Raw genomic sequence first — 22,668 nt, forward strand, 5'->3', positions numbered from 1 at the left:
TCACTTCCCGAAATGGCTGAAACCGCTCGTCGGCACGGGTGTGCCGTCGAGGCTGACGTCGTCTCCGGTGCGGATCTCTCCGATTCTCCGCCAGCCTACTCCAGGGCACTGACTCGACAGCGCCGACGCGGCGAAGCCGTGGTCCTCTCCCCCGTCGAGCACCCAGGACTGGGCCAGTTCGTCTGCTGTCACAGTGGGGCCAGGCGCCACTTCCGCACCGTCTGCCCGCGCGGCGATGACGTACTCGGCGGCAGGCAGCAGGGGGTCGATGAGCTCCTGCAGCAGGGCTCTGTCGAGGTCGATGCCGACCCCGGAGGCGGCGGCGATGCGGGCCAGATCCGTGCTCAGTCCGTCGGAGACATCGATCATCGCCGAGGCGGCCCCCAGTGTGAGCAGTGCGCCGTAGTCCGGTCGTGGGGCCAGTTGGGTGGTGATGAGGGCCGAGAGTTCGGGTGGTGCCGTGCCCGGCCGGAGCCCGGCGAAGAGCAGGTCGAGTCCCGCGGCGGCCCGCCCCACCGTTCCTGCCAGGTAGAGCGAGTCGCCCGGCTGAGCCCCGGAGCGGAGGATCGCGGACGTCTCCCCCACGGTCCCGAGCGCGGTGATCGCGACGACGATGAGTCCCGCCGATGACAGGTCGCCGCCGATGATCGGCACAGTGCACTCGAGCTCGTCCCCTGCACGCTCCGCCTCGGCGATCAGCCCGGAGTACAGGGCCTCGACGGACGCGATGTCGGTGTCAGCGGGCACTGCCAGGGACACGAGCAGCCCGTGCGGGAGGGCGCCCATGGCGCACACATCGGCGAGGTTCTGGGCCGCGGCCTTGCGGCCGAGCAGTTCCCAGTCCAACCAGTCGCGGGTGAAGTCCTCGTTCTCCACGAGCATGTCCGCTGTGGAGACGAGCCGACCGTTCGGGGCGGTCACTGCAGCATCGTCTCCGGGCCCGACGATCACGTTCCCGCTGGTGGGGTTGCCGGTGAGCACGCGGGAGATGATGTGTGATTCGCCAAGTTCGGACAGTCGGGTCATGGCTCCAGGTTATCGGGAGATACGGTAGTCCTATGAGATCTCGCCCTGCTTCGACGCGCCGTAATGCCCGGCCTGCGCACCGTCGTCGTTCTCTCACCGTCGTCGCTGTGGCCACTGTGCTCGCCGGGGTCGCATTGACCGGGTGCTCGCGAACCGTCATAGTCGAACCGGCCAAGGACGCTGCGAATCCGAAATGTGCCGATATCCTGCTCACCCTGCCCGATGAGATCGCCGGTGAGAAGTCGCGCACGACCTCCTCGCAGGGGACGAAGGCGTGGGGAGATCCCAATGTCGCAGTGCTGCGCTGCGGAGTCACACCGCCCGGTCCCACGACTGATCAGTGTGTGAGCGTGAGCGGGGTCGATTGGATCTCGAAGCCGGCAGAAGACGACGATTCGACGTGGAAGTTCACAAGCTACGGGCGCACACCTGCCGTCGAAGTCCTCGTCAACCGCAAGGCGCAGTCCGGCAATGATGTGCTCGCTGCGATCTCGCCGACCCTGTCGAAGTTCCCGCCCGAGGCCGAATGCGTCGGCGCCGAGGACATCGCCGGCTAGAGCTCACCCGCCGACGTCACCGCTGCGCGCCGCCGCTGCCCGCGCTCACTTCCCGCGGGCGTGATCGACCAGGGCGATGGAGATGAGTTCGCTGATGAGCTCGGAGTATTCGACACCTGACTGCGCCCACATATAGGGGTACGCCGAGGTGGGGGTGAATCCGGGCAGCGTGTTGAGTTCGTTGATGACGACCTCGCCGGTGTCCGTGACGAAGGTGTCGACGCGGGCCAGACCGGTGCAGTCGAAGAGCCGGAACACCGAGGCGGCCAGTTCCTGCACGCGAGCCGTCACCTGCTCGTCGAGCTCGGCAGGGCAGGTCACCTCGGCATCGGCGAGGTCGAGGTACTTCGCGTCGAAGTCGTAGAAGGAATGGTCCCCGGTGACGCTGATCTCGCCCGGTGAGGAGACACGCAGCTCCGTGTCATAGAGCGAACCGAGCACAGCGCATTCGACCTCACGGCCGCTGACCTCGGGTTCGACGATGACCTTGGAGTCGTGTTCGAATGCGCCGGTCAGAGCGGCTGCGAGGTCGGCCGCCTCGGCGACTCGGCTCACGCCCATGGACGAACCCGCGCGGGCGGGTTTGACGAACACGGGCAGGCCGAGACCGGCCACACGGCTCTCGACGTCACTGCGGTCGGTCTCCCACATCGTCTCGGTGACGAGCTCCCACGGGCAGGTGGGGATCCCGGCCTGGGCCATGAGCGACTTCGTATAGTGCTTGTCCATGCTCGCCGCGGATGAGAACACTCCGGAGCCGACGAACGCGGTGTCGCTGAGTTCGAACAGGCCCTGCAGGGTTCCGTCCTCACCGAAGCGTCCGTGCAGGACCGGGAAGAACACGTCGACCGCGCCCAGTTCGGAATAGTGTCCTTCCGCGTCGCGGGCCAGCAGCGGAGCCCCGTCGGCTGAGAGCGGCGGGATCACCTCGGTGCCGTTGTCGGTGACCTCGGGCATTGCCTGCGGGTCGAAGCGCATGCTCGCCCAGTCGTCGACGATCCGCCACACACCGGTCTTCGTGATGCCGATCGGCAGGACGTCGAAGGCTTCCGTGTCGATGGCACCGATCACTCCGGCCGCGGTGACGCAGCTGACGGAATGTTCGCTCGAACGGCCGCCGAAGAGAACTGCGACGAGGGGCCGGTGATCGTTGTCTGCCATGAGGTTCCTTGCTGTGCGGAGCTCCCGCGCACGGGGATCGAACACGGGGTGCGCACGACGTGGGGCGTGCGCGGACTGAAAGACTCTAGCTCACTTGAGCTCGAACGTGCATTCCAGCCACGCCCGTGCGATGCCCTTGAAGAACATATTGAAACCGGCGAAGGCGGGCGAGGCGGAGTCGTCGATGCCCAGCGGTTCGGCCAAGGCGGTGACGATGAAGAAGTAGCGGTGCGGGCCGTGTCCCTCCGGTGGTGCGGCACCGACGAAGCGGGGCTCCCCGGCGTCGTTGCGCAGGGTCACAGCACCCGCAGGCAGCAGGTTCGCGCTCGGGTCGCCGGCATTGGCGTCGAGGCTGGTGACCGAGGCGTCGAGGTCGGTGACGACCCAGTGCCAGAAACCCGATCCGGTCGGGGCATCGGGGTCGAAGCAGGTCACGGCGAAGGCCTTGGTCTCCTCGGGGAAACCGGACCAGGACAGCTGCGGGGAGACGTCCTCGCCGCCGTCCACGCCCATGGCGCCGGAGAGCTGCGGACCGGTGAGCACCCCACCGTCTTCGATGTCGGTGCTGGTCAGCGTGAAGGTCGGGAGTTCGGGAAGGTTGTAGAACGGTGAGTTGGCGCTCATTGTGCTCCTTAGGCCGGGGGTCCTTCGTGCTTACGTTTCCGAGACAACAGCAAACCGGCGAGTTCGTCAACCCGCAGTCTGTCCGCGAGCACCGCGCACACCGCCTCGGTGATGGGCAGGTCGACCCCGTGCCTGCGTCCCAGCGCCAGCACCGCGGGCGCCGACTTCACGCCTTCGGCCGTCTGCGAGGTGTGGGCGATGACGTCGTCGAGGCTCATCCCCTCACCGAGGTGGCGCCCGAAGGTGCGATTGCGCGACAAGGGTGAGGCGCAGGTGGCGACGAGGTCGCCGAGTCCGGCGAGACCGGACAGGGTGTGCGCCTCGGCGCCCATGGCTGCGGCCAGCCGGGAGGTCTCGGCGAGGCCGCGGGTGATGATCGAGGCCTTCGAGTTGTCCCCGAGCTTCTGGCCGTCGGCGATGCCGACGGACAGGGCGATGATGTTCTTGATCGCACCGCCGATCTCGACGCCGACGACGTCGGTGTTCGTGTACGGGCGGAAGTACGCGTTCGCGCTGATCTCCGCGACCACCTCGGCGGTGGCGATATCGGCCGAGGCCACGACGGTGGCGGTCGGCTGCCGGTCGGCGATCTCACGGGCGAGGTTCGGGCCGGAGACGACGGCGATCTGGTTCGGTTCCACCTCGGCGACCTCGGCGATGACCTCGGACATGCGTTTGCCGGTGTCGACCTCGATGCCCTTCATCAGGCTCACGAGGATGACTCCGGGGCGCAGGTGCGGCTTCCACCGGGAGAGGTTGGTCCGCAGGGTCTGGGCGGGCACGGCGAGGACGATGACCTCGGCGTCGGTGACGGCCGCGATGTCGTCGGCGGTTGCGCTCAGCCGTTCGGGCAGGACACGGTCACCGAGGTAGCGGTCGTTGGTGTGGGAGGTGTTGATCTCCTCGGCGACCTCGGGCCGGCGGGCCCACAGGGTGACGGGGAATCCGGCATCGGCGATGACCGAGGCGTAAGTCGTCCCCCACGATCCGGCTCCGAGGACCGTGATCTTGTCCACACTCATTCGCCCGTCTCCTTCTCTTCGAATCGGCCCGGCAGCTCACGTCGGGACAGCTCCGAGACCATCCGTGCGATCGTATTCTTCAGCCGTTGGGACAGTCTGCCCATCGTCGCCTTCTCAGTCCTGTGATCCCACAGGTCCGAGTAGTCCACGGGCGGGCCGAAGACGACGATCGAGTCATGGCTGAAGGGTCTGAAGCGCAGCTTCTTCTGCCCGCGCGGGAACACAGTGTCCAGCCCCCAGTGGGCGACGGGGATGATCGGGGCCCCGGTCTCCAGGGCCAGCCGGGCGGTGCCGGTCTTGAAATGCTGGGGCCACAGCTCCGGGTCCTTCGTCAGCGTGCCCTCGGGGTAGATGACGACGGTCTGGCCGTGGGCCAGGGCGTCCTTCGCGTATTCGAGCGAGTCCCCGGCCGAGGCCGAGGCACGCAGCACGGGGATCTGGCCGATGGTCTTGAGGATGCGGCCGAGCACACCGGAGAACAGTGAGGACTTCGCGAGGAAGTGCGGCATCCGACCGTTGCGCTTCAGCGCCAGCCCGACGAGGATCGGGTCGAGGTGGTTCGAATGGTAGGCCGCGATGATGATCCCGGTGCCCTTCGCCGGCAGGTGCTCGGTCCCGCGCACGCTCATCTTCGTGGCCGTGCGCATGAGCCCGAAGGCGGCAGTCGCGGCGACGGTGCCCGCGCGGTTCTGCGCACGCACCGAGGCGGGGTCGAAGGAGACGAGGTCGTGATCGCCCGAATCCGATTCGGTGACCGCGCTCATGCGGACACCTCGGCGCCGAGGCCGGTGAGCTTGTCGAGGAAGTTCTCGTATCCGCGGTTGATGAGTTCGATGCCGTGGACCTCGCTCGTGCCCTGGGCGGCCAGGGCTGCGATGAGGTGGCTGAAGCCGCCGCGCAGATCCGGCACGTCGATCCGGGTGCCCTTGAGTCCGGTGGGCCCGGAGATCACTGCCGAGTGCTTGTAGTTGCGGCGGCCGAAGCGGCAGGGTGTGCCGCCGAGGCATTCGCGGTAGAGCTGGATCTGGGCGCCCATGGCGCGCAGTGCGTCGGTGAAGCCGAAGCGGTTCTCGTACACGGTCTCGTGGATGATCGACAGTCCTTCGGCCTGGGTCATGGCGACGACGAGAGGCTGCTGCCAGTCGGTCATGAAGCCGGGGTGGACGTCGGTCTCAAGGGCGAAGGAGCGCAGTTTGCCGCCGGGATGGCGGAATCGGATGCCTGTCTCCTGGACATCGAACTCTCCGCCGATCTTGCGGAAGATGTTGAGGAAGGTGATGAGTTCGGGCTGGCTGGCGCCGGCGACGAAGATGTCTCCTCCGGTCGCCAGTGCCGCCGACGCCCATGAGGCGGTCTCGTTGCGGTCGGGCAGGGCGCGGTGGATGAAGCCGCGCAGGGAGTCGACGCCTTCGATGCGCACGACCCGGTCCGTGTCGACGGTGATGATCGCGCCCATCTTCTGCAGCAGCGCGATGAGGTCCATGATCTCGGGTTCGATCGCGGCGCCGCGCAGCTCGGTCACGCCTTCGGCGCGCACTGCCGTGAGCAGCACCTGTTCGGTGGCTCCGACCGAGGGGTAGGGCAGTTTCACCTTCGTGCCCTGCAGGCGGCTGGTGGCCTTGAGCATGATGCCGCCGGGGGTCTTGTCGACCTCGGCACCGAACTTGCGCAGCACGTCGAGGTGGAAGTTGATGGGCCGGTCCCCGATGTGGCAGCCGCCGAGGTCGGGGATGAAGGCCTGTCCGAGGCTGTGCAGGAGGGGTCCGCAGAAGAGGATCGGAATGCGGGAGGAGCCGGCGTGGGCGTCGATGTCGACGATCGAGCCCTGCGCGACATCGGCGGGGTCGAGGTGGAGCTCACCATCGGGCTGGTCGCCGTCGGGGGCGGAGCTCACGCGCACCCCGTGGAGTTCGAGGAGTCCGGTGACGATCTCGACGTCCCGGATCTGCGGCACGCCCCGGAGCACGGATGGGGTCTCTCCCAGCAGGGAGGCGACCATCGCCTTGGGCACCAGGTTCTTGGCGCCGCGGACTCTGACGGTGCCGTCCAGCGGGTTTCCCCCACGTACTTCGAGCATGTTCCTCCCTGATTCCGGTGATCGGATCCGGGCACAGCGACACCCGGAGACGGTGCCCGGACGGTGGTCGGGGCACGGTCCTAGACTATCGCAGGCGGAAGCCGACCGCCGATTCGCCGAGGCGGTCCCCACCTTCACGGCCGACCATGACGGTCGACCGCCTCGGCGAGTCTCCGATGGCTGCGGTCGACCGCCTCGGCGAGGGTCAGACCTTTGCGGGCAGGGTCGTCGGTTTGAATGCGAACCGGGAGGATTCGTAGGCGACGATGTCGTCCTCTTTGGCCAGGGTGAGGCTGATGTCGTCGTGGCCTTCGAGCAGGCGCCACCGCGTGTAGTCGTCGATCTGGAACGGGACGGTGACCGAGTCACAGGTCACGGTCTTCTCGTTCAGGTCGACGGTGATGGAGGTGCCCGGCTGGTTTTCGAGGATCTTCCAGATCAGCTCGATGTCGTGCTGCTCGAGCTGAGCGGCCAGCAGGCCCTCCTTGCCGGAGTTGCCGCGGAAGATGTCGCCGAAGCGCGAGGACAGGACGACGCGGAAGCCGTAGTCCTTGAGCGCCCAGACGGCGTGTTCGCGCGACGAGCCGGTGCCGAAGTCGGGTCCGGCGACGAGGACGGAGCCGGCCGAGTAGTCGGGGTCGTTGAGGACGAAGTCGTCGTTGGTCCGCCACCGGTAGAACAGGGCATCCTCGAAGCCGGTGCGGGTGACCCGTTTGAGGAACTTCGCCGGGATGATCTGGTCGGTGTCGATGTTAGATCGGCGCAGAGGGACGCCGATGCCGGTGTGGGTGCTGAAAGCTTCCATGGCTCGTCTTCCTTCGTCAGTCGTTCGCCGAGATCGGGGTCAGGTTGAGGCTGAGTCGTTCATCGGCCCATTCCACGGGTTCGGCGTCTCGCGGCAGGTCGGCGACGTCGCCGGGTGAGGACAGGGTTCCGCGCACCGCGGTGGCGGCGGCGACCAGCGGTGAGACGAGGTGGGTGCGTCCGCCCTTGCCCTGACGGCCTTCGAAGTTGCGGTTCGAGGTCGAGGCGCAGCGTTCGCCTTCGGCGAGCTGGTCGGGGTTCATGCCCAAGCACATCGAGCAGCCGGCGAAGCGCCATTCGCCGCCGAAGTCCTTGAAGATCGTGTCAAGACCCTCTTCTTCGGCCTGGAGGCGGACCTTCGCGGAGCCGGGAACGACCATGAAGCGGACGTTCTCGGCCTTCTTCCGACCACGGACGACGTCGGCGGCGGCGCGCAGGTCCTCGATCCGGGAGTTCGTGCACGAGCCGAGGAAGACGGTGTCAACCTCGATCTCGCGCAGCGGCGTACCCGGCGTCAGTCCCATATAGGCCAGGGCGTTGGCCGCGGCGGCCTTGTCGTTCTCATCGGTGAAGTCATCGGGGCTGGGCACGCTGGCCGACAGCGGCAGACCCTGGCCGGGGTTCGTGCCCCAGGTGACGAAGGGTTCGATGTCTTCGGCGTTGAGGACGACCTCGGCGTCGAATTCCGCGCCTTCGTCCGTGTAGAGGGTCTTCCAGTACTCGACCGCGGCGTCCCAGTCTTCGCCTTCGGGCGCGTGCGGGCGGCCCTTGACGTAGTCGAACGTCGTCTCATCGGGGGCGACCATTCCGGCGCGGGCGCCGGCTTCGATCGACATATTGCAGATCGTCATGCGCGCTTCCATCGACAGCTGACGGATTGCGGAGCCGCGGTATTCGAGCACGTAGCCCTGTCCCCCGCCGGTGCCGATCTTCGCGATGATGGCGAGGATGATGTCCTTCGCGCTCGACCCTTCGGGCAGGTCGCCGTCGACGGTGATGGACATCGTCTTGAAGGGCTTGAGGCTCAGCGTCTGGGTTGCGAGCACGTGTTCGACCTCGGAGGTGCCGATGCCGAAGGCGAGCGCTCCGAAGGCGCCGTGGGTGGAGGTGTGCGAGTCGCCGCAGACGACGGTGGTGCCCGGCTGGGTCAGGCCCAGCTGCGGTCCCACGACGTGGACGATGCCCTGATCGGCGTCGCCGAGGCTGTGCAGACGGATCCCGAACTCTTCGGCGTTCTTGCGCAGGGTGTTGATCTGCGTGGCCGAGGTGGGTTCGGCGATCGGCTTGTCGATGTCCCAGGTCGGGGTGTTGTGGTCCTCGGTGGCGATGGTGAGGTCGGGGCGGCGCACTGGACGCCCGGCGAGTCGGAGTCCGTCGAAGGCCTGCGGGCTCGTCACCTCGTGGACGAGGTGGAGGTCGATGTAGATGAGGTCCGGCGCACCGTCAACACCAAGTGAGACGACGTGATCGGCCCAGACCTTCTCGGCCAATGTGCGTGGCATGGTTCCTCCCGCCGATGCAGGGGTTCCCTGCATCCGATGTAGAGCTGACGCGACGAGGTTCGACGCGTCGACGAACTGGGTTGTCTGCACTGGAGTGAGTGCGTAATCGAAATCTACTCGCCCGTATCGCAATGCGAACTTGCATCTCGCCCACTGAGACGCGCACAATGGTGTCTATGACAAGCAATGGTAGCGGCGTCGGGGTCATCGACAAGGCCGCAATGGTTCTCTCCGCACTTGAGGCCGGACCCGCCTCTCTCGCCGAATTGGTGACGCTGACCGGACTGGCACGCCCCACTGCCCACCGCCTGGCTGTTGCCCTTGAATTCCACCGCATCGTCGGCCGTGATCTGCAGGGACGCTTCGTCCTCGGACCGCGCCTGGCCGAGCTGTCCTCGGCTGCCGGTGAGGATCGCCTGCTGGCCGCCGCCGGCCCGGTGCTCGGAGCGCTGCGCGATCAGACCGGTGAATCCGCTCAGCTCTTCCGCCGCCAGGGGGATCTGCGCCTGTGCGTGGCCGCCGCCGAACGCCCCGTGGGCCTGCGCGACTCCGTGCCGATCGGAGCAACCCTGAGCATGCGGGCCGGCTCCGCCGCTCAGGTGCTGCTGGCCTGGGAGGAGCCCGACCGTCTGCATACCGGACTGCGCGGGGCCCGGTTCTCCGCGACGATGCTCTCCGGAGTCCGTCGCCGAGGATGGGCGCAGTCGATCGCCGAACGTGAACGAGGCGTCGCCTCGGTGTCGGCCCCTGTGCGCGGGCCGAGCAATCGCGTGGTTGCGGCCGTCTCGATCTCCGGACCCGTCGACCGGCTCACCCGGCAGCCGGGTCGTCTGCACGCGAAGTCCGTCATCGATGCCGCCCGGACTCTGACCGAAGCTCTCGTGCGCGGGTGATGAACTGACTCGACAGGCATGATCTCGTCTCGACCGACGCTATGCGGGCCCGGGGGAACTCTTCCCCGGGCCCGCAGTCTGTACTATGGCCCCATGATCGCCGCCCAGAGACGCAATATCATCGTCGAAACGATCGAGAGAGACGGCGCCGTCTCCATCACTGCCCTGTCCGAGAAGCTCGACACCTCGGCCGTGACGATTCGCCGCGACCTCGATCAGCTCGCCGAGGAGGGGCGACTCATCCGCACACACGGCGGTGCCGTGCTGGCCTCGAGCGCACGGGAGTCGAGCTATGCGGAGAAGCTCGAGCAGGCGCTGGCGGAGAAGACGGCGATCGCACGTGCCGCGGCCGCCCGTGTGCGCAACGGGGATGTCGTGGCGCTGGGGCCGGGCACGACGACCGAGCTGCTGGCCAAGGAGCTCACGCGGTTCTCGGGCCTGCGCGTGGTCACGAATTCGCTGCTCGTCGCCGAGGCCATGGTCTCCTCCCCCGACAATGAGGTCATCGTCGTCGGCGGAATGCTGCGACATTCCATCCGTGCCTTCGTCGGCGGTGGGACGGTCTCCCAGCTGCTCGGGCTGCGCGCCGACACCGTCTTCCTCTCCGGCAACGGCCTGGCCGCGGACTTCGGCCTCTCGACCCCCGCCTTCCCGGTCGCCGACACAGATCGCGCCATGGCCACAGGCGCGGGACGGGTCATCGCGCTCGTCGATCACACGAAGGTCGGAATCCGCTCGTCCGTGCTCACGGTCCCGACCGACGAGATCGACCACCTCATCACGGATGCGAAGAGTGACAAAGCCGAGGTCGGGGCCCTGCAGAAGGCGGGCGTCGACGTCGAAGCGGTGTGACTTTCGACCGCCCGCAGACCACTCCCCGAAGCACCCTCCGGACAAACGATCAAAACAGTTCAGGTTCGATCACTAGCGATCAGGCTCACAATCCTCTAAAGTGTCGTGCTTAGGTGGCCCAGCCCACAGAATGCCATTCACCGACGCCGTTGGAGGAACCTTGGAAGCAATCCGCTTAGATGCACAGTGGATCGACTATCTGCTGATAGCGATCTACTTCGTCTTCGTCCTCGGGATCGGCTGGTTCGCCAAACGCGGGATCTCCTCGAGCATCGAGTTCCTCCTCTCCGGGCGGAGCCTTCCGGCCTGGGTCACGGCTCTCGCCTTCGTCTCGGCCAACCTCGGCGCCGTGGAGATCATGGGCATGTCCGCAACGGGTGCCCAGTACGGCATGCCGACGATGCACTATTTCTGGATCGGCGCAGTCCCGGCGATGCTCTTCCTCGGTGTCGTCATGATGCCCTTCTACTACGGATCCAAGGTCAGATCCGTGCCGGAGTTCATGCGCAAACGCTTCGGCACCGGCGCCCACCTGGTCAATGCGCTGTCGTTCGCGGTCGCGCAGATCCTCATCGCCGGCGTCAACCTCTTCCTGCTCGGCACGATCGTCAACCGCCTCCTCGGCTGGCCGCTGTGGATCGCCCTCGTCGTCGCCGCCGTGATCGTCCTGTCCTACATCACGCTCGGTGGCCTCACCGCCGCGATCTACAACGAAGTGCTCCAGTTCTTCGTCATCGTCGCAGCGCTCCTGCCGCTGACGCTCATCGGCCTCAACCGCGTCGGCGGCTGGGACGGCCTCGTGGACCGGGTGAGCAACGACGGAATGCTCGGAGCCGAACAGCTGAGCAGCTGGCCGGGTGAGCAGCTCTCCGGATTCGACAACCCCGTGCTCTCGGTCGTCGGCATCGTCTTCGGCCTCGGCTTCGTGCTCTCCTTCGGCTACTGGACGACGAACTTCGTCGAGGTCCAGCGGGCGATGGCGTCGAAGAGCATCAACGCCGCTCGACTGACCCCGATCCTCGGCGCGTTCCCGAAGATGCTCATCCCCTTCATCGTCGTCATCCCCGGCATGATCGCTGCGGTGCTCGTCAACCAGCTCACGGAGTTCAAGCAGATCTCCGCCTCCGTCGACGAGGCGACCGCACAGGCTCAGACCGGCGTGACGTACAACGATGCGCTCCTGCTGCTCATGCGCGAGGTCCTGCCGAACGGTCTGCTGGGCATCGCGATCGCCGGTCTGCTCGCCGCATTCATGGCGGGGATGGCCGCGAACATCTCCGCGTTCAACACGGTCTTCAGCTACGACCTGTGGCAGCAGTACGTGGTCAAGGACCGCGAGGACGACTACTACCTCAAGGTCGGCCGATTCGCCACGATCGGCGCCTGCATCGTCGCGATCTTCACCGCCCTCATCGCCGGCAACTTCTCCAACCTCATGGACTACCTGCAGACGCTGTTCGGCTTCTTCAACGCACCGCTGTTCGCAACGTTCATCCTCGGCATGTTCTGGAAACGGATGACTGCGACGGCCGGTTGGGTCGGCCTCGTCGGCGGTACGCTCTCGGCTGTCGCCGTCTTCATCCTCAGCGAGACGGGGGTCTTCGACCTGCCCGGTCAGGGTGCGGCCTTCCTCGCCGCGAGCACCGCGTTCGTCGTCGACATCGTGCTCTCGGTGATCGTCACCTACTTCACCTCACCGAAGCCGCCAGCTGAGCTGCGCGGGCTCGTCTACTCGGAGACCCCGAAAGCCGACTTCGAGGACTTCAGCGAACCGAAGCCGCCGGTGTGGAAGCGTCCGGTTCCCGTCGCGGGAGTCGCACTCGTCCTCGTCATCATCCTCAACGTGACCTTCGGGTGAAGGAGCAGACCATGAGCAAATCACACGAACTGACCAAGACCGCGGGCGCCTTCGACATCCGCAATTTCATCGGAGTGCTGCTGGGTGTCTTCGGCATCATCCTCACCCTCGCCGGGATCTTCGCCTTCACCCCCGACGAGGCGGAGCGCACCGGCGGCATCGATGCGAACCTGTGGACCGGCATCGGCCTCATCATCGCCGCGCTGCTCTTCCTTGCCTGGGCCAAGCTGCGACCGCTGAAGATCATCGACGACCCGGATGACGTCACCGGCACCGAGGCGGCTCCGGGCAGCGACTGACACCGCGGTTCACAGATCGGTCGGCCGATGTCGACGGTCAGAGCCCTGCCATCGCCGCAGCCACCTCGGTGATCGCGGACTGCGGAATGTCACGTGCGGCGTCGTCGAGCACGAGCAGTCGGGCAGTCCGAATATCGCGGGCGAGCGCTTCGCCGTTTCCCACGGGGAAGAACGGGGCCAGCCGACCGTGGACGATGAGTGTCGGCAGCGTCAGCTCCGGCAGCCTCTCCCGCCACCGGGGCCTGCAGTCGAGCCGAGAGAACACCATTCCCACCTGGTCGGCGAGGTGAGCGGCCGGATCGGAGCTGTCCGTCCGGTCCCAGATCCGCTGAGCTCTCCCCCGAGCCTCCTCAGGATCGTCGCCGAGGATGCGCGCCGCCTCGGCGGCGTATTCTCCGACCGCGGCGGGGTCCGTCCAGTCCGGCTCGGGCCGGGAGAAGAGCCGTTTCATCGCCGTCGCGTCGTGGTCGGGCAGATCCTCGTCGACCGGTCCGGGGGCGACGGGTCGTGAACCGATGAGGGTGAGAGCGGCGAACGCTTCTGGGTGGTCGAGGGCCGCGACCTGAGCGACCATCCCGCTGATGCCGATGCCCGCCAGGTGCACGGGCCCGCTGCCGAGGGTGTCCGCCAGAGCGGCGGCATCGGCGGCGAGGTCTCGCAGCGTGTATGCGGGGGCTTCGAGGTCGCCTCTGGTCGAGGCACCGGCATCACGGAGATCGCAGCGCACGACGTATCGCCCTCGATCTGCCAGCGATTCGCACAGCGCGTCCGGCCAGGACAGCATCGTCGGTCCGCCGAGGCAGAGGACCGGTGGTGTCGAATCCGTGCCGAAGGCCTCGATGCCGAGCACGACTCCATTGACCTCACGGGTTTCCATCCCGGCCTCCCCATCGGTATCAGTTCATAATCAGAACCGTGATTTCAATAATGAACCGATAGGTGCGACCGGTCAAGGGTGAGGTCAGTCGATAGTGGGGTCATTCGACGGTGGAGTCAGTCGACAGCGGAGGTCAGGCGAGTCGTCCAGCTCCCGGACCCGCGCTGACGGCGAAGATGTCAGGTGCTCGGTAGCCGCGTTCCGCGAACGCCTCGGTCACGGCAGCACTGATGTCGTCGACGGCATCAGCGTCGACGAGCGCGATCGCCGATCCTCCGAAACCGCCGCCGATCATCCGCGCTCCGATCGCACCGGCATCCATCGCCGCTGCGACCGCGGCATCGAGCTCGACGCACGACACCTCATAGTCCTTCGACAGCGAGGTGTGGGAGGCGAGCAGGAGTTCGCCGATGCCTCGGATCCCGTTCCCTGCTGCGGTTCCCTTCACACCGTCTGCGCTGTCGCCGGACCCGCTGTCGCTCGCCCCGTCGAGCAGATCGACAGTGGCATGCACGCGGGCGTTCTCGCTGAACACGTGCCGCACCCGCTTCTGCTGCTCGTCGGTCAGGTCGCTCAGATCTGCAGCCTCGTCGACTTCGCGCAGGCTCTCGGCGCCGAAGAGCGCGGCGACGTCTTCGCAGGTCCGCCTGCGGACTCCGTATCCGCTTTCGCTGTGGGAGTGCGAGACTCGCGTATCGATGACGAGCAGCTTCAGCCCCTCGGCGTCGAGATCGAAGGGGATCTGGCGGGTGCTGAGATCACGGCAGTCGAGGAAGAGCGCGTGCCCGTCCTCGGTCATGATGGAGGCGGCCTGGTCGACGATTCCGGTCGGAGCACCGACGAAGTCGTTCTCAGCCCGCTGGGTGAGCAGCACCTTCTCCGCATCGCTGAGCCCGAGCCCGCAGACCTCGTCGAGTGCGATGAGCACGGCCACTTCGAGGGCGTGAGAAGACGAGAGTCCGGCACCGACGGGTACGGTCGATTCGATGTAGAGGTCGAAGCCTTCGACGACCGTGCCCGTGGTCTTCGCGATCTCGTCGACGACTCCTGCGGGATGGCTGAGCCAGCCGCGCAGCACTCCCGGCGCGAGCTCCTCGGCCGTGAACTGGCCGGACAGCCGCAGGCCAGAATCGTCGCGATGGTCGGAGATGATCCGGATGCTCTCTGCTCGCAGAGGCGGCTCCGCTGTGCCGTGGACATCTTCGGCGCTCTGGGCTTCGGATCGTTCGGGGCGGCGTCCGATGGCGACGTGCACGGCCCGGTCGATGGCGATGGGCAGGACGAATCCGTTGTTGTAGTCGGTGTGCTCACCGATGAGGTTGACGCGTCCGGGCGCCCGGTAGCAGCCGAGTGGCTGATAGCCGAACAGTGTGGTGAATTCGGCCGCGAGACTCGCGGCGGTCGGTCCGGCCCGGTTCATCGGTCGCCTCCTTCGCTCGTCGAGTCCGCCGAACCAGACGCGTGCGCCTCACCTCTGGCCACGCTCACCGCGCGCAGCCGGGCGGCGGTCTCCTCGGCGGAGACGTCGCCGACGAAGGCGCCCATGGCTGCTTCGGATCCGGCGAGGAACTTCAGCTTGTTCTCAGCTCTGCGCGGGCTCGTGATCTCAAGATGGAGCCATTCGGCCGACCGGTCCTCGCTGTGAACCGGTGCCTGGTGCCAGGCCGCGATATAGGGGGTGGGGGTCGGATAGAGTCCGTCGATGCGTCGCAGCACCTCGGGATAGGTGCGGGCCAGATCGTCTCGCTCGGCGTCACTGAGTTCGTCGAGGCCGCCCACCTGTCGGTGAGGGACGATGTGGACTTCGATCGGCCACCGGGCGGCGAAGGGCACGAAGGCGGAGAAGTGCTCGGATTCGAGGACCATCCGCTCCCCCGAACCGCGTTCGAAGGCCAGCACGTCGCCCATCAGCGGCCGTCCGGTCGCGCGCAGGTGCTGCTTCGCCCTGGCCGAGGTGATCGCCGTGTGCGGTGTGACATACGGGTAAGCATAGATCTGACCGTGCGGGTGATTCATCGTCACCCCGATCTCCTCGCCGCGGTTCTCGAAGACGAAGACCTGCTCGATGCCCGGCAGTGCCTGCAGTTCGGCGGTGCGATGTGCCCACGCATCGATGACGGTGCGGGCGCGCACATCGCCGAGCTCGGCGAAGGACCCGTCGTGCTCGGAGGAGAACACGACGACTTCGCAGCGGCCGTGGCCGGGAGCCGACAGCGCAGAGGTCACGGATTCGACCGTGGCAGCGGCTGCCTCGGCGGTGGTGGAATTCGTCGGCGCGGCCGCCTCGGCGAGGGAAGCGTCGACGGACGCAGGCGACGGGACGTCACCGAGGTCGGGTCCCAGCGAGGGGAAGCGGTTCTCGAAGACGACGACGTCGAAATCAGCGGCGGGGACTTCGGTGGGTCGATCGGGCGTCGACGGGCACAGCGGGCAGTCGGCGGCGGCCGGCAGGTGGGTGCGCGACTGTCGGTGCGTGGCCACGGCCACCCATTCCCCGGTGAGCACGTCGAAGCGCACAGTGCCGCTGGCGGGTCGGACTTCCCGAGGCCGGGGGTCCGCGTCGATCGTCGGTGCTGGTGAGTCGGGGTCCTGGAAGAACAGGGCCTCACGACCATCGGACAGTTTCGTCCGGCGATGCGACGCTGACATCAGACCTCCCAAAAGTTATCATTTTCGATCATAATGCTAACATCAGGCCGCCGTTGTGTGCGCCGTCGGCGTAGAATATCGGCAACGATTCCTCCCGCCGCCGACCCCGGAGATCCATGACCGCCGATATCGAACTCGCCCGCGACGAGTCCACTGCGGTCATCTCCCCCATCGGTGCGTCCCTGCTCAGCTTCGCCGTCGGCGAGCGCCCGGTCGTCGTGCCGATGGGAGCGTTCGACGGCGCTGTGCTCGCCCCGTGGCCGAACCGGATCGCCGACGGCCGCTTCGATTTCGGCGGGCGAAGCCATCAGCTGCCGATCACCGAACCCGAACGCCAGACCGCCCTGCACGGTCTCGTCGCCGGTGTCGAATGGACTGTGGCGAAACGGACGGAGTGCGCGGTGAGCCTCGAATTCTCTCTGCGACCGAGCGAGGGATATCCGTTCACCTTCGCCCTGTCGATCGACTATGAGCTCGCCGAGGCGGCGCTGAGCATCCGCGCCCGTGCCCGGAATCTCGGGACCGATTCGGCCCCGTTCGGCTTCGGCTTCCATCCGTGGCTGTCCCCCGGCACCGCGGCTGGAGCCGCAGCCGGCAGACCCAGCGGCTCTTCCACCGGCACTTCCGCTGGCAGTTCCACAGGCATCCCCACGGGCATCCTCGTCGACGAGGCTCAGCTGCTCGTCCCCGCCACCACCTGGTTCCAGCCCGATGACCGCCTCATCCCCCGCGGTGTCCGCCCGTTCGATGACGGCACGGTGATCCCGGCCGACCATGCGGCCGAGGAGTCGGCGTGCATCGTCTGCAAGGACTTCCGAGCGATTCGCACGATCGGCGGTGCGGTGCTCGATGATGCCTTCGGTTCGCCTCGGCGCGGGAGTGACGGGTGGTCGCGGGCTCGGCTCAAGGGAGTCGACGATCGTGAGATCGTCGTCGGGATGGGACCTGGTTTCCGCACCTGGCAGGTGTGCACGGGCGACGGCCTCGGTGACGATCTGTCCAGACAGGCGATCGCGATCGAGCCGATGACGTGTCCGCCCAACGCCTTTGCCGCCGGGACCGCCGGCGAGGACTTCGACGTTGTCGAGCCCGGTCAGGACCTCGCTGTCGAGTGGAGCCTGTCGCTGTTGTCGAGCGGAGAGTGCGCACGCGAAGGTGCTGAGTCTTCTGCGGAGTCGGCCGAATCGTGTGCAGAAGCAGCAGGGCCTTCTGGGGCGCGCGGAGACTGAGTCTCGCCGTCCCTTCGCCTGCCGGCCCACACGACGGCCGGTGCCTGCTTGCCTGTGGCTCCCTGCGCCCGCGGGTCTGCCGGTATGACGAACGTCGTGCCGCGTGAAAGGGCACCCTGATAGGTTGCAACTACAAGCAGACAGCCAGGGACTGCATTCCGGACGGGACGCATTCCATTCGCGAAAGGGACGAGCATGTCGACTCCACAGAACCCGAACGATCCGAATAACGACCAGCCGACTCCGACTGAGCAGACTCCCGATCGTCCGAACGCCGGATCGGACGAACAGGGACAGGACCCGCAGGCCAGTCAGGATCCACGAGACGGCCAGAACCTGCAGTCCAGCCAGCACTCGCAGGCCGGCCACGACTCGCAGCCCGGCTTTCAGCAGGGAACCTATGATCCCAGCGGCTACCAGGCGCAGGCCTATCAGCAGGGTGCCTACTCTCAGCCCGACGCCTACCATCAGGGCGCCTATACACAGCCGGGGGCGTATCAGCAGGGAGCAGAACAGCACGGCTACGGGCAGCCGACGTATGCTCAGCCCTCTTACGGTCAGCCCGCCTACGGTCAGGCCCCGCAGCAGGCATCGGGTCAGCCCGGCTTCTTCAAATCGCTGTTCGACATCCGCTTCGACAACTTCATCGCAGTGAAGTGGGCCGGCTTCATCTACATCATCGCGATCGTCGTCGCGGCGCTGTCCTACATCGGCACCATCATCGCCGGCATCAGCGCGGGAATCGCCGCCGGCTCGGCTGCGAGCTACTTCAGCGACGGACCGAGCTTCAGCGTGCTGCCGTTGATCCTCTCGATCATCTTCGGTTGGATCATTCCGGCACTGTGGGTCATCGGCGTCCGGCTCGTGCTCGAACTCATCGTGTCCAACATCAAGACGGCTGAGCACACGAAGCGCATCGCTGATTCCGTCTCCCGCTGACCCGCGCACCGCGTTTGTGGTCACTCCGCCGAGGGCGCTGGGCCTGTACTCCCGATTCGCCTCGGCGGAGTGACCACAAACGCAGCTCTGCGAAGCACAGCCTGTGAATTAGAGTGAGCCCCTCACCGACGCATCGATGTGGGGCTCAACCGTACCCCCGAGCAGATTCGAACTGCCGTTACCGCCTTGAGAGGGCGGCGTCCTAGGCCACTAGACGACGGGGGCTAGAACAACACTCCTGGAGAACTCCGGACTGTGTCCGCTGGGCTACCAGGACTTGAACCTAGACTAAATGAACCAGAATCACTCGTGCTGCCAATTACACCATAGCCCAATGTTTTTCAAGGTCATCCCCGTGGAGATTTTCCCTGAGCAACGAGATATAACTCTACACAAGCACCCTGCCTCACGACAAATCCGAGAGGCTCCTTTTCGGTGTGACCTTCTTAACACAGCAGGTTCCCCGCACCCGGCCCACCGACAGGCTCGGTCCGCCTGAGCCGACGGGCGCGAGCCTTACCCGCGGGCGAGGCCGATGAGCCGGTCGAGAACCCGATAGCCGTCGGCGCGCAGACCGTTGTGTTCGTATTCGTTCGTCACCCACGGCTTCACCCCGGACAGGTGCTCGGCCGTGGCCAGCGAGTACTCCACCGGCACGTACGCATCGTCGAAGTACACCGCCGCAGCACCTCGCACCGAGGCGGCCCGCAGCGCATCGACGTCGTAGAGAGCGGGCCACCGGCGTGCGGCAACGAGTTCAGCCACCTCGGCGAAGGGGGCGAGCTCCGGATCCTCGTGCAGAGATTCGGGCCCGGCATGCTCACCGGCCAGCAGGGTCGGATCCTCACGGACGGCATCGGGCATCGCCCGCCTCGCCGCCCAGTTCGTCACCGTTCCGTCAGCCCAGCAGGATTCGTGAATGACCGCGTAGAGCGGATTGCGCCCCGAGAACGGCAGCGACGCAGCCAGATCGTGCCGGAACGCCGCCGAGGCGGGATCGAGGTCAAGCAGGTAGTGAAGCTTCTCCGGCCCGTCGGAGGCACCGAGGAAGTGCCCGAGCAGCCGGATCCGCTCCCGCGTCGCCCGCGCTCCCCCAGGCAAGGCGATGCCCTCACCCAACGATGCGAGATCGCTGAGCCTGCGCATCTTCTCCCGGTCGCCGGGGAACGCCCGGTAGTGCTGTTCGGACTTGCCGATCATGCCTTCCCAGGTCCGCCCGTAGACTTCCGCCGGGTCGAGACCGATGGCCGGCAGCCCGCCGGTGAAGTACACCTCGTGAAGCGCGTTCGCATGAGCGGAGATGTACCGCAGAGTCGTGAATCCGCCGAAGGACTGCCCCAGCAGGGACCAGGTATCCGCGCCGAGGTGGCCGCGCAGGATCTCCGCGTCCTCGACGATCGAATCGGCGCGGAAGAAGGAGAGCGCCTCGGCGATCGCGGCCGGATCCTCACCGACCGTCTCCAATCCGGTGATGTCCCCGTCGACGGAGCCGATCGGGTTCGACCGCCCCGTCCCACGCTGGTCGAGCATGACGACCTGGAACTCCTCGAGCGCGCGGGCCACCCAGCTGCCGGGGCTCACCGGCGTCACCGGGCGTGGTGCCTCGACCCCGGGCCCGCCCTGCAGGTACACGAGGTAGGGCTTGGTGCTCGCCTCCTCGGTGGCGATGATCCGTGCGAACACGCTCAACGTCTCGGGCAGTCTCACCCCCGCCGAGGCGGCATCCCCCGACCGTCCGAAATGGTCGAAGGGCACGGTAACCGTCACGTCACGGAAGTGCAGTCCCCCACGGGTCCAGTTCTTCTGCTCGACCATGGTCACAGCTGCGCCGCGAGCGCCTTGAGGCGGGAGAGTGAGGAGTCCTTGCCGAGGATCTCCATGGACTCGAACAGCGGCGGGGAGACCTTGCGGCCGGACACGGCCACGCGCAGCGGACCGTAGGCCAGGCGCGGTTTGATCTCCATCTCGTCGACGAGCTTCGCCGAGAGCACCTCTTCGAGCTTCGCGGTCGTCCACTCCTCGAGTCCTTCGAGGACCTCGATGGAGGCGGCGAGCACCTCGGGGGCGGAGTCCTTGAGCGTCTTCAGCCCGTCCTCGGCCATTGTCAGGTCGGCGTCAGGGGTGAAGAGGAACGCGAGCAGGTCAGGGGCCTCCCCGAGCAGCTTCATCCGAGTCTGCACGAGCGGTGCCGCCTGGTCGAGGATCGCCAGCTGCTCCTCCGACGGGGACTCGGGAAGCACCTCGGCGGCCTGGAGATAGGGCACCAGACGATCACGGAAGTCATCCACTTCGAGGAGGCGGATGTGGTCGGCGTTGATGGCGGTGGCCTTCTTCACGTCGAACCGGGCCGGGTTGGGCAGGACATCGTGGATGTCGAATGCCTCGGTGAACTCCTTGACGCTGAAGACGTCGCGGTCGGGTCCGATGGACCAGCCGAGCAGGGCGAGGTAGTTGATGAGTCCCTCGGGGATGAAGCCGTTCTCGCGGTGGAGGAACAGGTTCGATTCTGGGTCGCGCTTCGACAGCTTCTTGTTGCCCTCGCCCATGACGTAGGGCAGGTGGCCGAACTCAGGTGTCGCCTCGGCGATTCCGATGGCTTTGAGGTGCTCGTACAGGGCGATCTGGCGTGGTGTCGAGGACAGGATGTCCTCGCCGCGGAGCACATGGGTGATGCCCATGAGCGCATCATCGACGGGGTTGACCAGGGTGTACAGCGGCTGTCCGTTGGCGCGGACGACGACGAAGTCGGGCACGGTGCCGGCCTTGAAGGTGATGTCGCCGCGGACGAGGTCGGTGAAGGTGATGTCCTCATCGGGCATGCGGACTCGCCACACGGGTTCGCGGCCTTCGGCGCGGAAGGCGGCCTTCTGGTCCTCGGTCAGGTCGCGGTCGTAACCGTCGTAGCCGAGCTTGGGGTCGCGGCCTGCTGCCTTGTGCCGAGCTTCGACCTCTTCGTTCGTCGAGTACGACTCGTAGATGTGGCCGCCGGCTTTGAGCTTCTCGATGACCTCGGCGTAGATCTCACCGCGCTGGGACTGGCGGTAGGGGCCGTTGTCGCCGCCGACCTCGATGCCTTCGTCCCAATCCAGGCCCAGCCATTTGAGGGCCTCGACGACTTGGCCGAAGCTCTCCTCGGAGTCGCGGGCTGCGTCGGTGTCCTCGATGCGGAAGACGAACTTGCCGCCGGTGTGCTTGGCATAGGCCCAGTTGAACAGGGCCGTGCGGACCATGCCGACGTGCGGGGTGCCGGTGGGTGATGGGCAGAAACGAACTGTGACGCTCACGATTGTCCTTTGTGTGATCTTCTCGGGTGTGAGTCTGTGGTGTGCGAGTCGGTGCGCGGTGGCGCTGGTGTGGCTGGGCGCTGTCGCGCTGGTGTGGCTGGGCGCCTGCTCAGGCGTCCATGACGGGGTTCGACAGCACGCCGAGCCCCTCGATGGCGATGTCGACGCGGTTGCCGGACACGATCTGGCCGACGCCCGCCGGGGTGCCGGTGAGGATGACGTCGCCGGGCAGCAGGGTGATCGTCTCGGACAGGTGCTCGATGAGGGTCGGGATGTCGAAGATGAAGTCGGCGGTCGTGCCGTCCTGCTTGAGGTCCCCGTCGACCCAGGAACGGATGTTCAGGTCGTCGACGTCGAGTTCGGTTTCGATCCACGGGCCCAGCGGGCAGGAGGTGTCGAAGCCCTTCGCGCGCGACCACTGCTTGTCGGCTTTCTGGATGTCACGCAGGGTGACGTCGTTGCCCGCGGTGTAGCCGAGGACGTGGTCGAAGGCGTTCTCGGCCTTCACACCTTTGGCCACGCGGCCGATGATGACGGCGAGTTCGGCCTCGTAGCTCACGTATTCGCTGATGGCGGGCAGTCGGATGGGGTCGCCGGGGCCGATGACCGCGGTGTTGGGTTTGAAGAACGTCAGCGGCGAGACGGGCACTTCGTTGCCGAGTTCGGCGGCATGGTCGGCGAAGTTGCGGCCGACGCCGATGACCTTCGACCGCGGCAGGATGGGGCTGACCAGACGCACATCGTCGAGCTTCAGCCTCTCCCCCGTCGATTGGGCCGGTGAGAAGAACGGGTCTGAGTCGAGGACGGCGAGTTCGAGTCCTGAGGTGTCCCACCTGCCGTCGGTGATCGGCGGCACCTCTCCCTCGACCACTCCGTATTTGGGTTCGTCCTGATGCACAAATCTGGCGATACGCATGTGCCCCAGTCTAGTCAGTGACGAGCCGCTTCCGCGCGCCGGTGCGACGTGGGGTCCGACTCGGGAGCGCGTGAGCGCTGCACGGCGGCGCATGCACGA

21 protein-coding genes and 2 tRNA genes are annotated in these 22,668 nt (G+C 66.6%); 7 read left to right on the top strand and 16 right to left on the bottom strand.

Going from position 1 to position 22,668, the window contains the following annotated elements; genetic code table 11:
* On the bottom strand, positions 1-1,026 hold the full coding sequence (gene thiL / locus L1F31_RS12325; RefSeq protein WP_265417575.1) for a thiamine-phosphate kinase: 1,026 nt from the start codon (positions 1,024-1,026) through the stop codon (positions 1-3).
* A 32-nt stretch (positions 1,027-1,058) separates the two neighbouring features.
* Between thiL and L1F31_RS12330 the strand changes: the two genes are divergently transcribed.
* Positions 1,059-1,583 (top strand): DUF3515 domain-containing protein, encoded by a 525-nt coding sequence (locus tag L1F31_RS12330; protein ID WP_265417576.1) that lies wholly within the window; start codon positions 1,059-1,061, stop codon positions 1,581-1,583.
* Positions 1,584-1,628: 45 nt separating this feature from the next.
* Here the strand turns inward: L1F31_RS12330 and L1F31_RS12335 are convergent, their stop codons facing one another.
* The 7 genes from L1F31_RS12335 to leuC form a co-directional block, all read right to left on the bottom strand.
* Positions 1,629-2,744, bottom strand: a complete 1,116-nt coding sequence (locus L1F31_RS12335; RefSeq protein ID WP_265417577.1) for a D-alanine--D-alanine ligase family protein — start codon at positions 2,742-2,744, stop codon at positions 1,629-1,631.
* A gap of 90 nt (positions 2,745-2,834) precedes the next feature.
* Positions 2,835-3,368: a YbhB/YbcL family Raf kinase inhibitor-like protein gene (locus L1F31_RS12340; protein ID WP_265417578.1), complete on the bottom strand. Its 534-nt coding sequence runs from the start codon at positions 3,366-3,368 to the stop codon at positions 2,835-2,837.
* Positions 3,369-3,376: 8 nt separating this feature from the next.
* Entirely contained in the window at positions 3,377-4,390 is a 1,014-nt protein-coding gene (locus L1F31_RS12345; RefSeq protein ID WP_265417579.1) for an NAD(P)H-dependent glycerol-3-phosphate dehydrogenase, read from the bottom strand.
* Entirely contained in the window at positions 4,387-5,154 is a 768-nt protein-coding gene (locus L1F31_RS12350; protein WP_265417580.1) for a lysophospholipid acyltransferase family protein, read from the bottom strand. Before L1F31_RS12350 ends, L1F31_RS12345 begins: the two co-directional genes overlap by 4 nt.
* On the bottom strand, positions 5,151-6,467 hold the full coding sequence (gene murA / locus L1F31_RS12355) for a UDP-N-acetylglucosamine 1-carboxyvinyltransferase (protein WP_265417581.1): 1,317 nt from the start codon (positions 6,465-6,467) through the stop codon (positions 5,151-5,153). Before murA ends, L1F31_RS12350 begins: the two co-directional genes overlap by 4 nt.
* 205 nt (positions 6,468-6,672) lie before the next feature.
* On the bottom strand, positions 6,673-7,272 hold the full coding sequence (leuD, locus tag L1F31_RS12360; RefSeq protein ID WP_265417582.1) for a 3-isopropylmalate dehydratase small subunit: 600 nt from the start codon (positions 7,270-7,272) through the stop codon (positions 6,673-6,675).
* A gap of 16 nt (positions 7,273-7,288) precedes the next feature.
* Positions 7,289-8,773, bottom strand: coding sequence for a 3-isopropylmalate dehydratase large subunit (leuC, locus tag L1F31_RS12365; protein ID WP_265417583.1), 1,485 nt, complete (start codon positions 8,771-8,773; stop codon positions 7,289-7,291).
* Between the two features lie 176 nt (positions 8,774-8,949).
* Between leuC and L1F31_RS12370 the strand changes: the two genes are divergently transcribed.
* The 4 genes from L1F31_RS12370 (at position 8,950) to L1F31_RS12385 (ending at position 12,675) form a co-directional block, all read left to right on the top strand.
* Positions 8,950-9,666: an IclR family transcriptional regulator gene (locus L1F31_RS12370; RefSeq protein WP_265417584.1), complete on the top strand. Its 717-nt coding sequence runs from the start codon at positions 8,950-8,952 to the stop codon at positions 9,664-9,666.
* A 93-nt stretch (positions 9,667-9,759) separates the two neighbouring features.
* Positions 9,760-10,518 (top strand): DeoR/GlpR family DNA-binding transcription regulator, encoded by a 759-nt coding sequence (locus tag L1F31_RS12375; protein ID WP_265417585.1) that lies wholly within the window; start codon positions 9,760-9,762, stop codon positions 10,516-10,518.
* 160 nt (positions 10,519-10,678) lie between these two features.
* On the top strand, positions 10,679-12,376 hold the full coding sequence (locus L1F31_RS12380; protein ID WP_265417586.1) for a sodium:solute symporter family protein: 1,698 nt from the start codon (positions 10,679-10,681) through the stop codon (positions 12,374-12,376).
* Positions 12,377-12,387: 11 nt separating this feature from the next.
* Complete coding sequence (locus tag L1F31_RS12385; protein WP_265417587.1) at positions 12,388-12,675, top strand: hypothetical protein; 288 nt, start codon at positions 12,388-12,390, stop codon at positions 12,673-12,675.
* Between the two features lie 37 nt (positions 12,676-12,712).
* Here L1F31_RS12385 and L1F31_RS12390 read toward each other — a convergent pair whose 3' ends face one another.
* From L1F31_RS12390 to galT, 3 genes are all read right to left on the bottom strand, one after another.
* Positions 12,713-13,552, bottom strand: a complete 840-nt coding sequence (locus L1F31_RS12390) for an alpha/beta fold hydrolase (protein WP_265417588.1) — start codon at positions 13,550-13,552, stop codon at positions 12,713-12,715.
* 133 nt (positions 13,553-13,685) lie between these two features.
* Positions 13,686-14,972: a galactokinase gene (gene galK, locus L1F31_RS12395; protein ID WP_265417589.1), complete on the bottom strand. Its 1,287-nt coding sequence runs from the start codon at positions 14,970-14,972 to the stop codon at positions 13,686-13,688.
* Positions 14,969-16,201 carry a galactose-1-phosphate uridylyltransferase gene (gene galT, locus L1F31_RS12400; protein ID WP_265417590.1) on the bottom strand — a complete coding sequence of 411 codons (1,233 nt, stop codon included), beginning with the start codon at positions 16,199-16,201 and terminating at the stop codon, positions 14,969-14,971. The genes galK and galT overlap by 4 nt, the downstream gene beginning before the upstream one ends.
* A 116-nt stretch (positions 16,202-16,317) precedes the next feature.
* Here galT and L1F31_RS12405 point away from each other — a divergent pair, with 116 nt between their 5' ends.
* Together L1F31_RS12405 and L1F31_RS12410 are read left to right on the top strand one after the other, a co-directional pair.
* Positions 16,318-17,430, top strand: coding sequence for an aldose 1-epimerase family protein (locus L1F31_RS12405; RefSeq protein ID WP_265417591.1), 1,113 nt, complete (start codon positions 16,318-16,320; stop codon positions 17,428-17,430).
* A 195-nt stretch (positions 17,431-17,625) separates the two neighbouring features.
* A complete protein-coding gene (locus L1F31_RS12410; protein WP_265417592.1) occupies positions 17,626-18,369 on the top strand; it encodes a DUF4282 domain-containing protein in 744 nt (247 codons plus the stop codon).
* A 152-nt stretch (positions 18,370-18,521) separates the two neighbouring features.
* Here the strand turns inward: L1F31_RS12410 and L1F31_RS12415 are convergent.
* The 5 genes from L1F31_RS12415 to L1F31_RS12435 all read right to left on the bottom strand — a co-directional run bounded on the left by L1F31_RS12415 (position 18,522) and on the right by L1F31_RS12435 (position 22,569).
* Positions 18,522-18,594 (bottom strand) — tRNA-Glu (locus L1F31_RS12415).
* Positions 18,595-18,631: 37 nt separating this feature from the next.
* Positions 18,632-18,703, bottom strand: a tRNA-Gln gene (locus L1F31_RS12420).
* A gap of 182 nt (positions 18,704-18,885) precedes the next feature.
* Positions 18,886-20,184, bottom strand: coding sequence for an alpha/beta fold hydrolase (locus L1F31_RS12425; protein WP_265417593.1), 1,299 nt, complete (start codon positions 20,182-20,184; stop codon positions 18,886-18,888).
* A gap of 2 nt (positions 20,185-20,186) precedes the next feature.
* Positions 20,187-21,599 carry a glutamate--tRNA ligase gene (gene gltX, locus L1F31_RS12430; RefSeq protein ID WP_429860968.1) on the bottom strand — a complete coding sequence of 471 codons (1,413 nt, stop codon included), beginning with the start codon at positions 21,597-21,599 and terminating at the stop codon, positions 20,187-20,189.
* A gap of 163 nt (positions 21,600-21,762) precedes the next feature.
* Entirely contained in the window at positions 21,763-22,569 is an 807-nt protein-coding gene (locus L1F31_RS12435) for a fumarylacetoacetate hydrolase family protein (protein WP_265417595.1), read from the bottom strand.
* Positions 22,570-22,668 lie beyond the last annotated feature (99 nt).

The sequence above is a fragment of the Brevibacterium spongiae genome, assembly GCF_026168515.1.
Taxonomy (GTDB): domain Bacteria; phylum Actinomycetota; class Actinomycetes; order Actinomycetales; family Brevibacteriaceae; genus Brevibacterium; species Brevibacterium spongiae.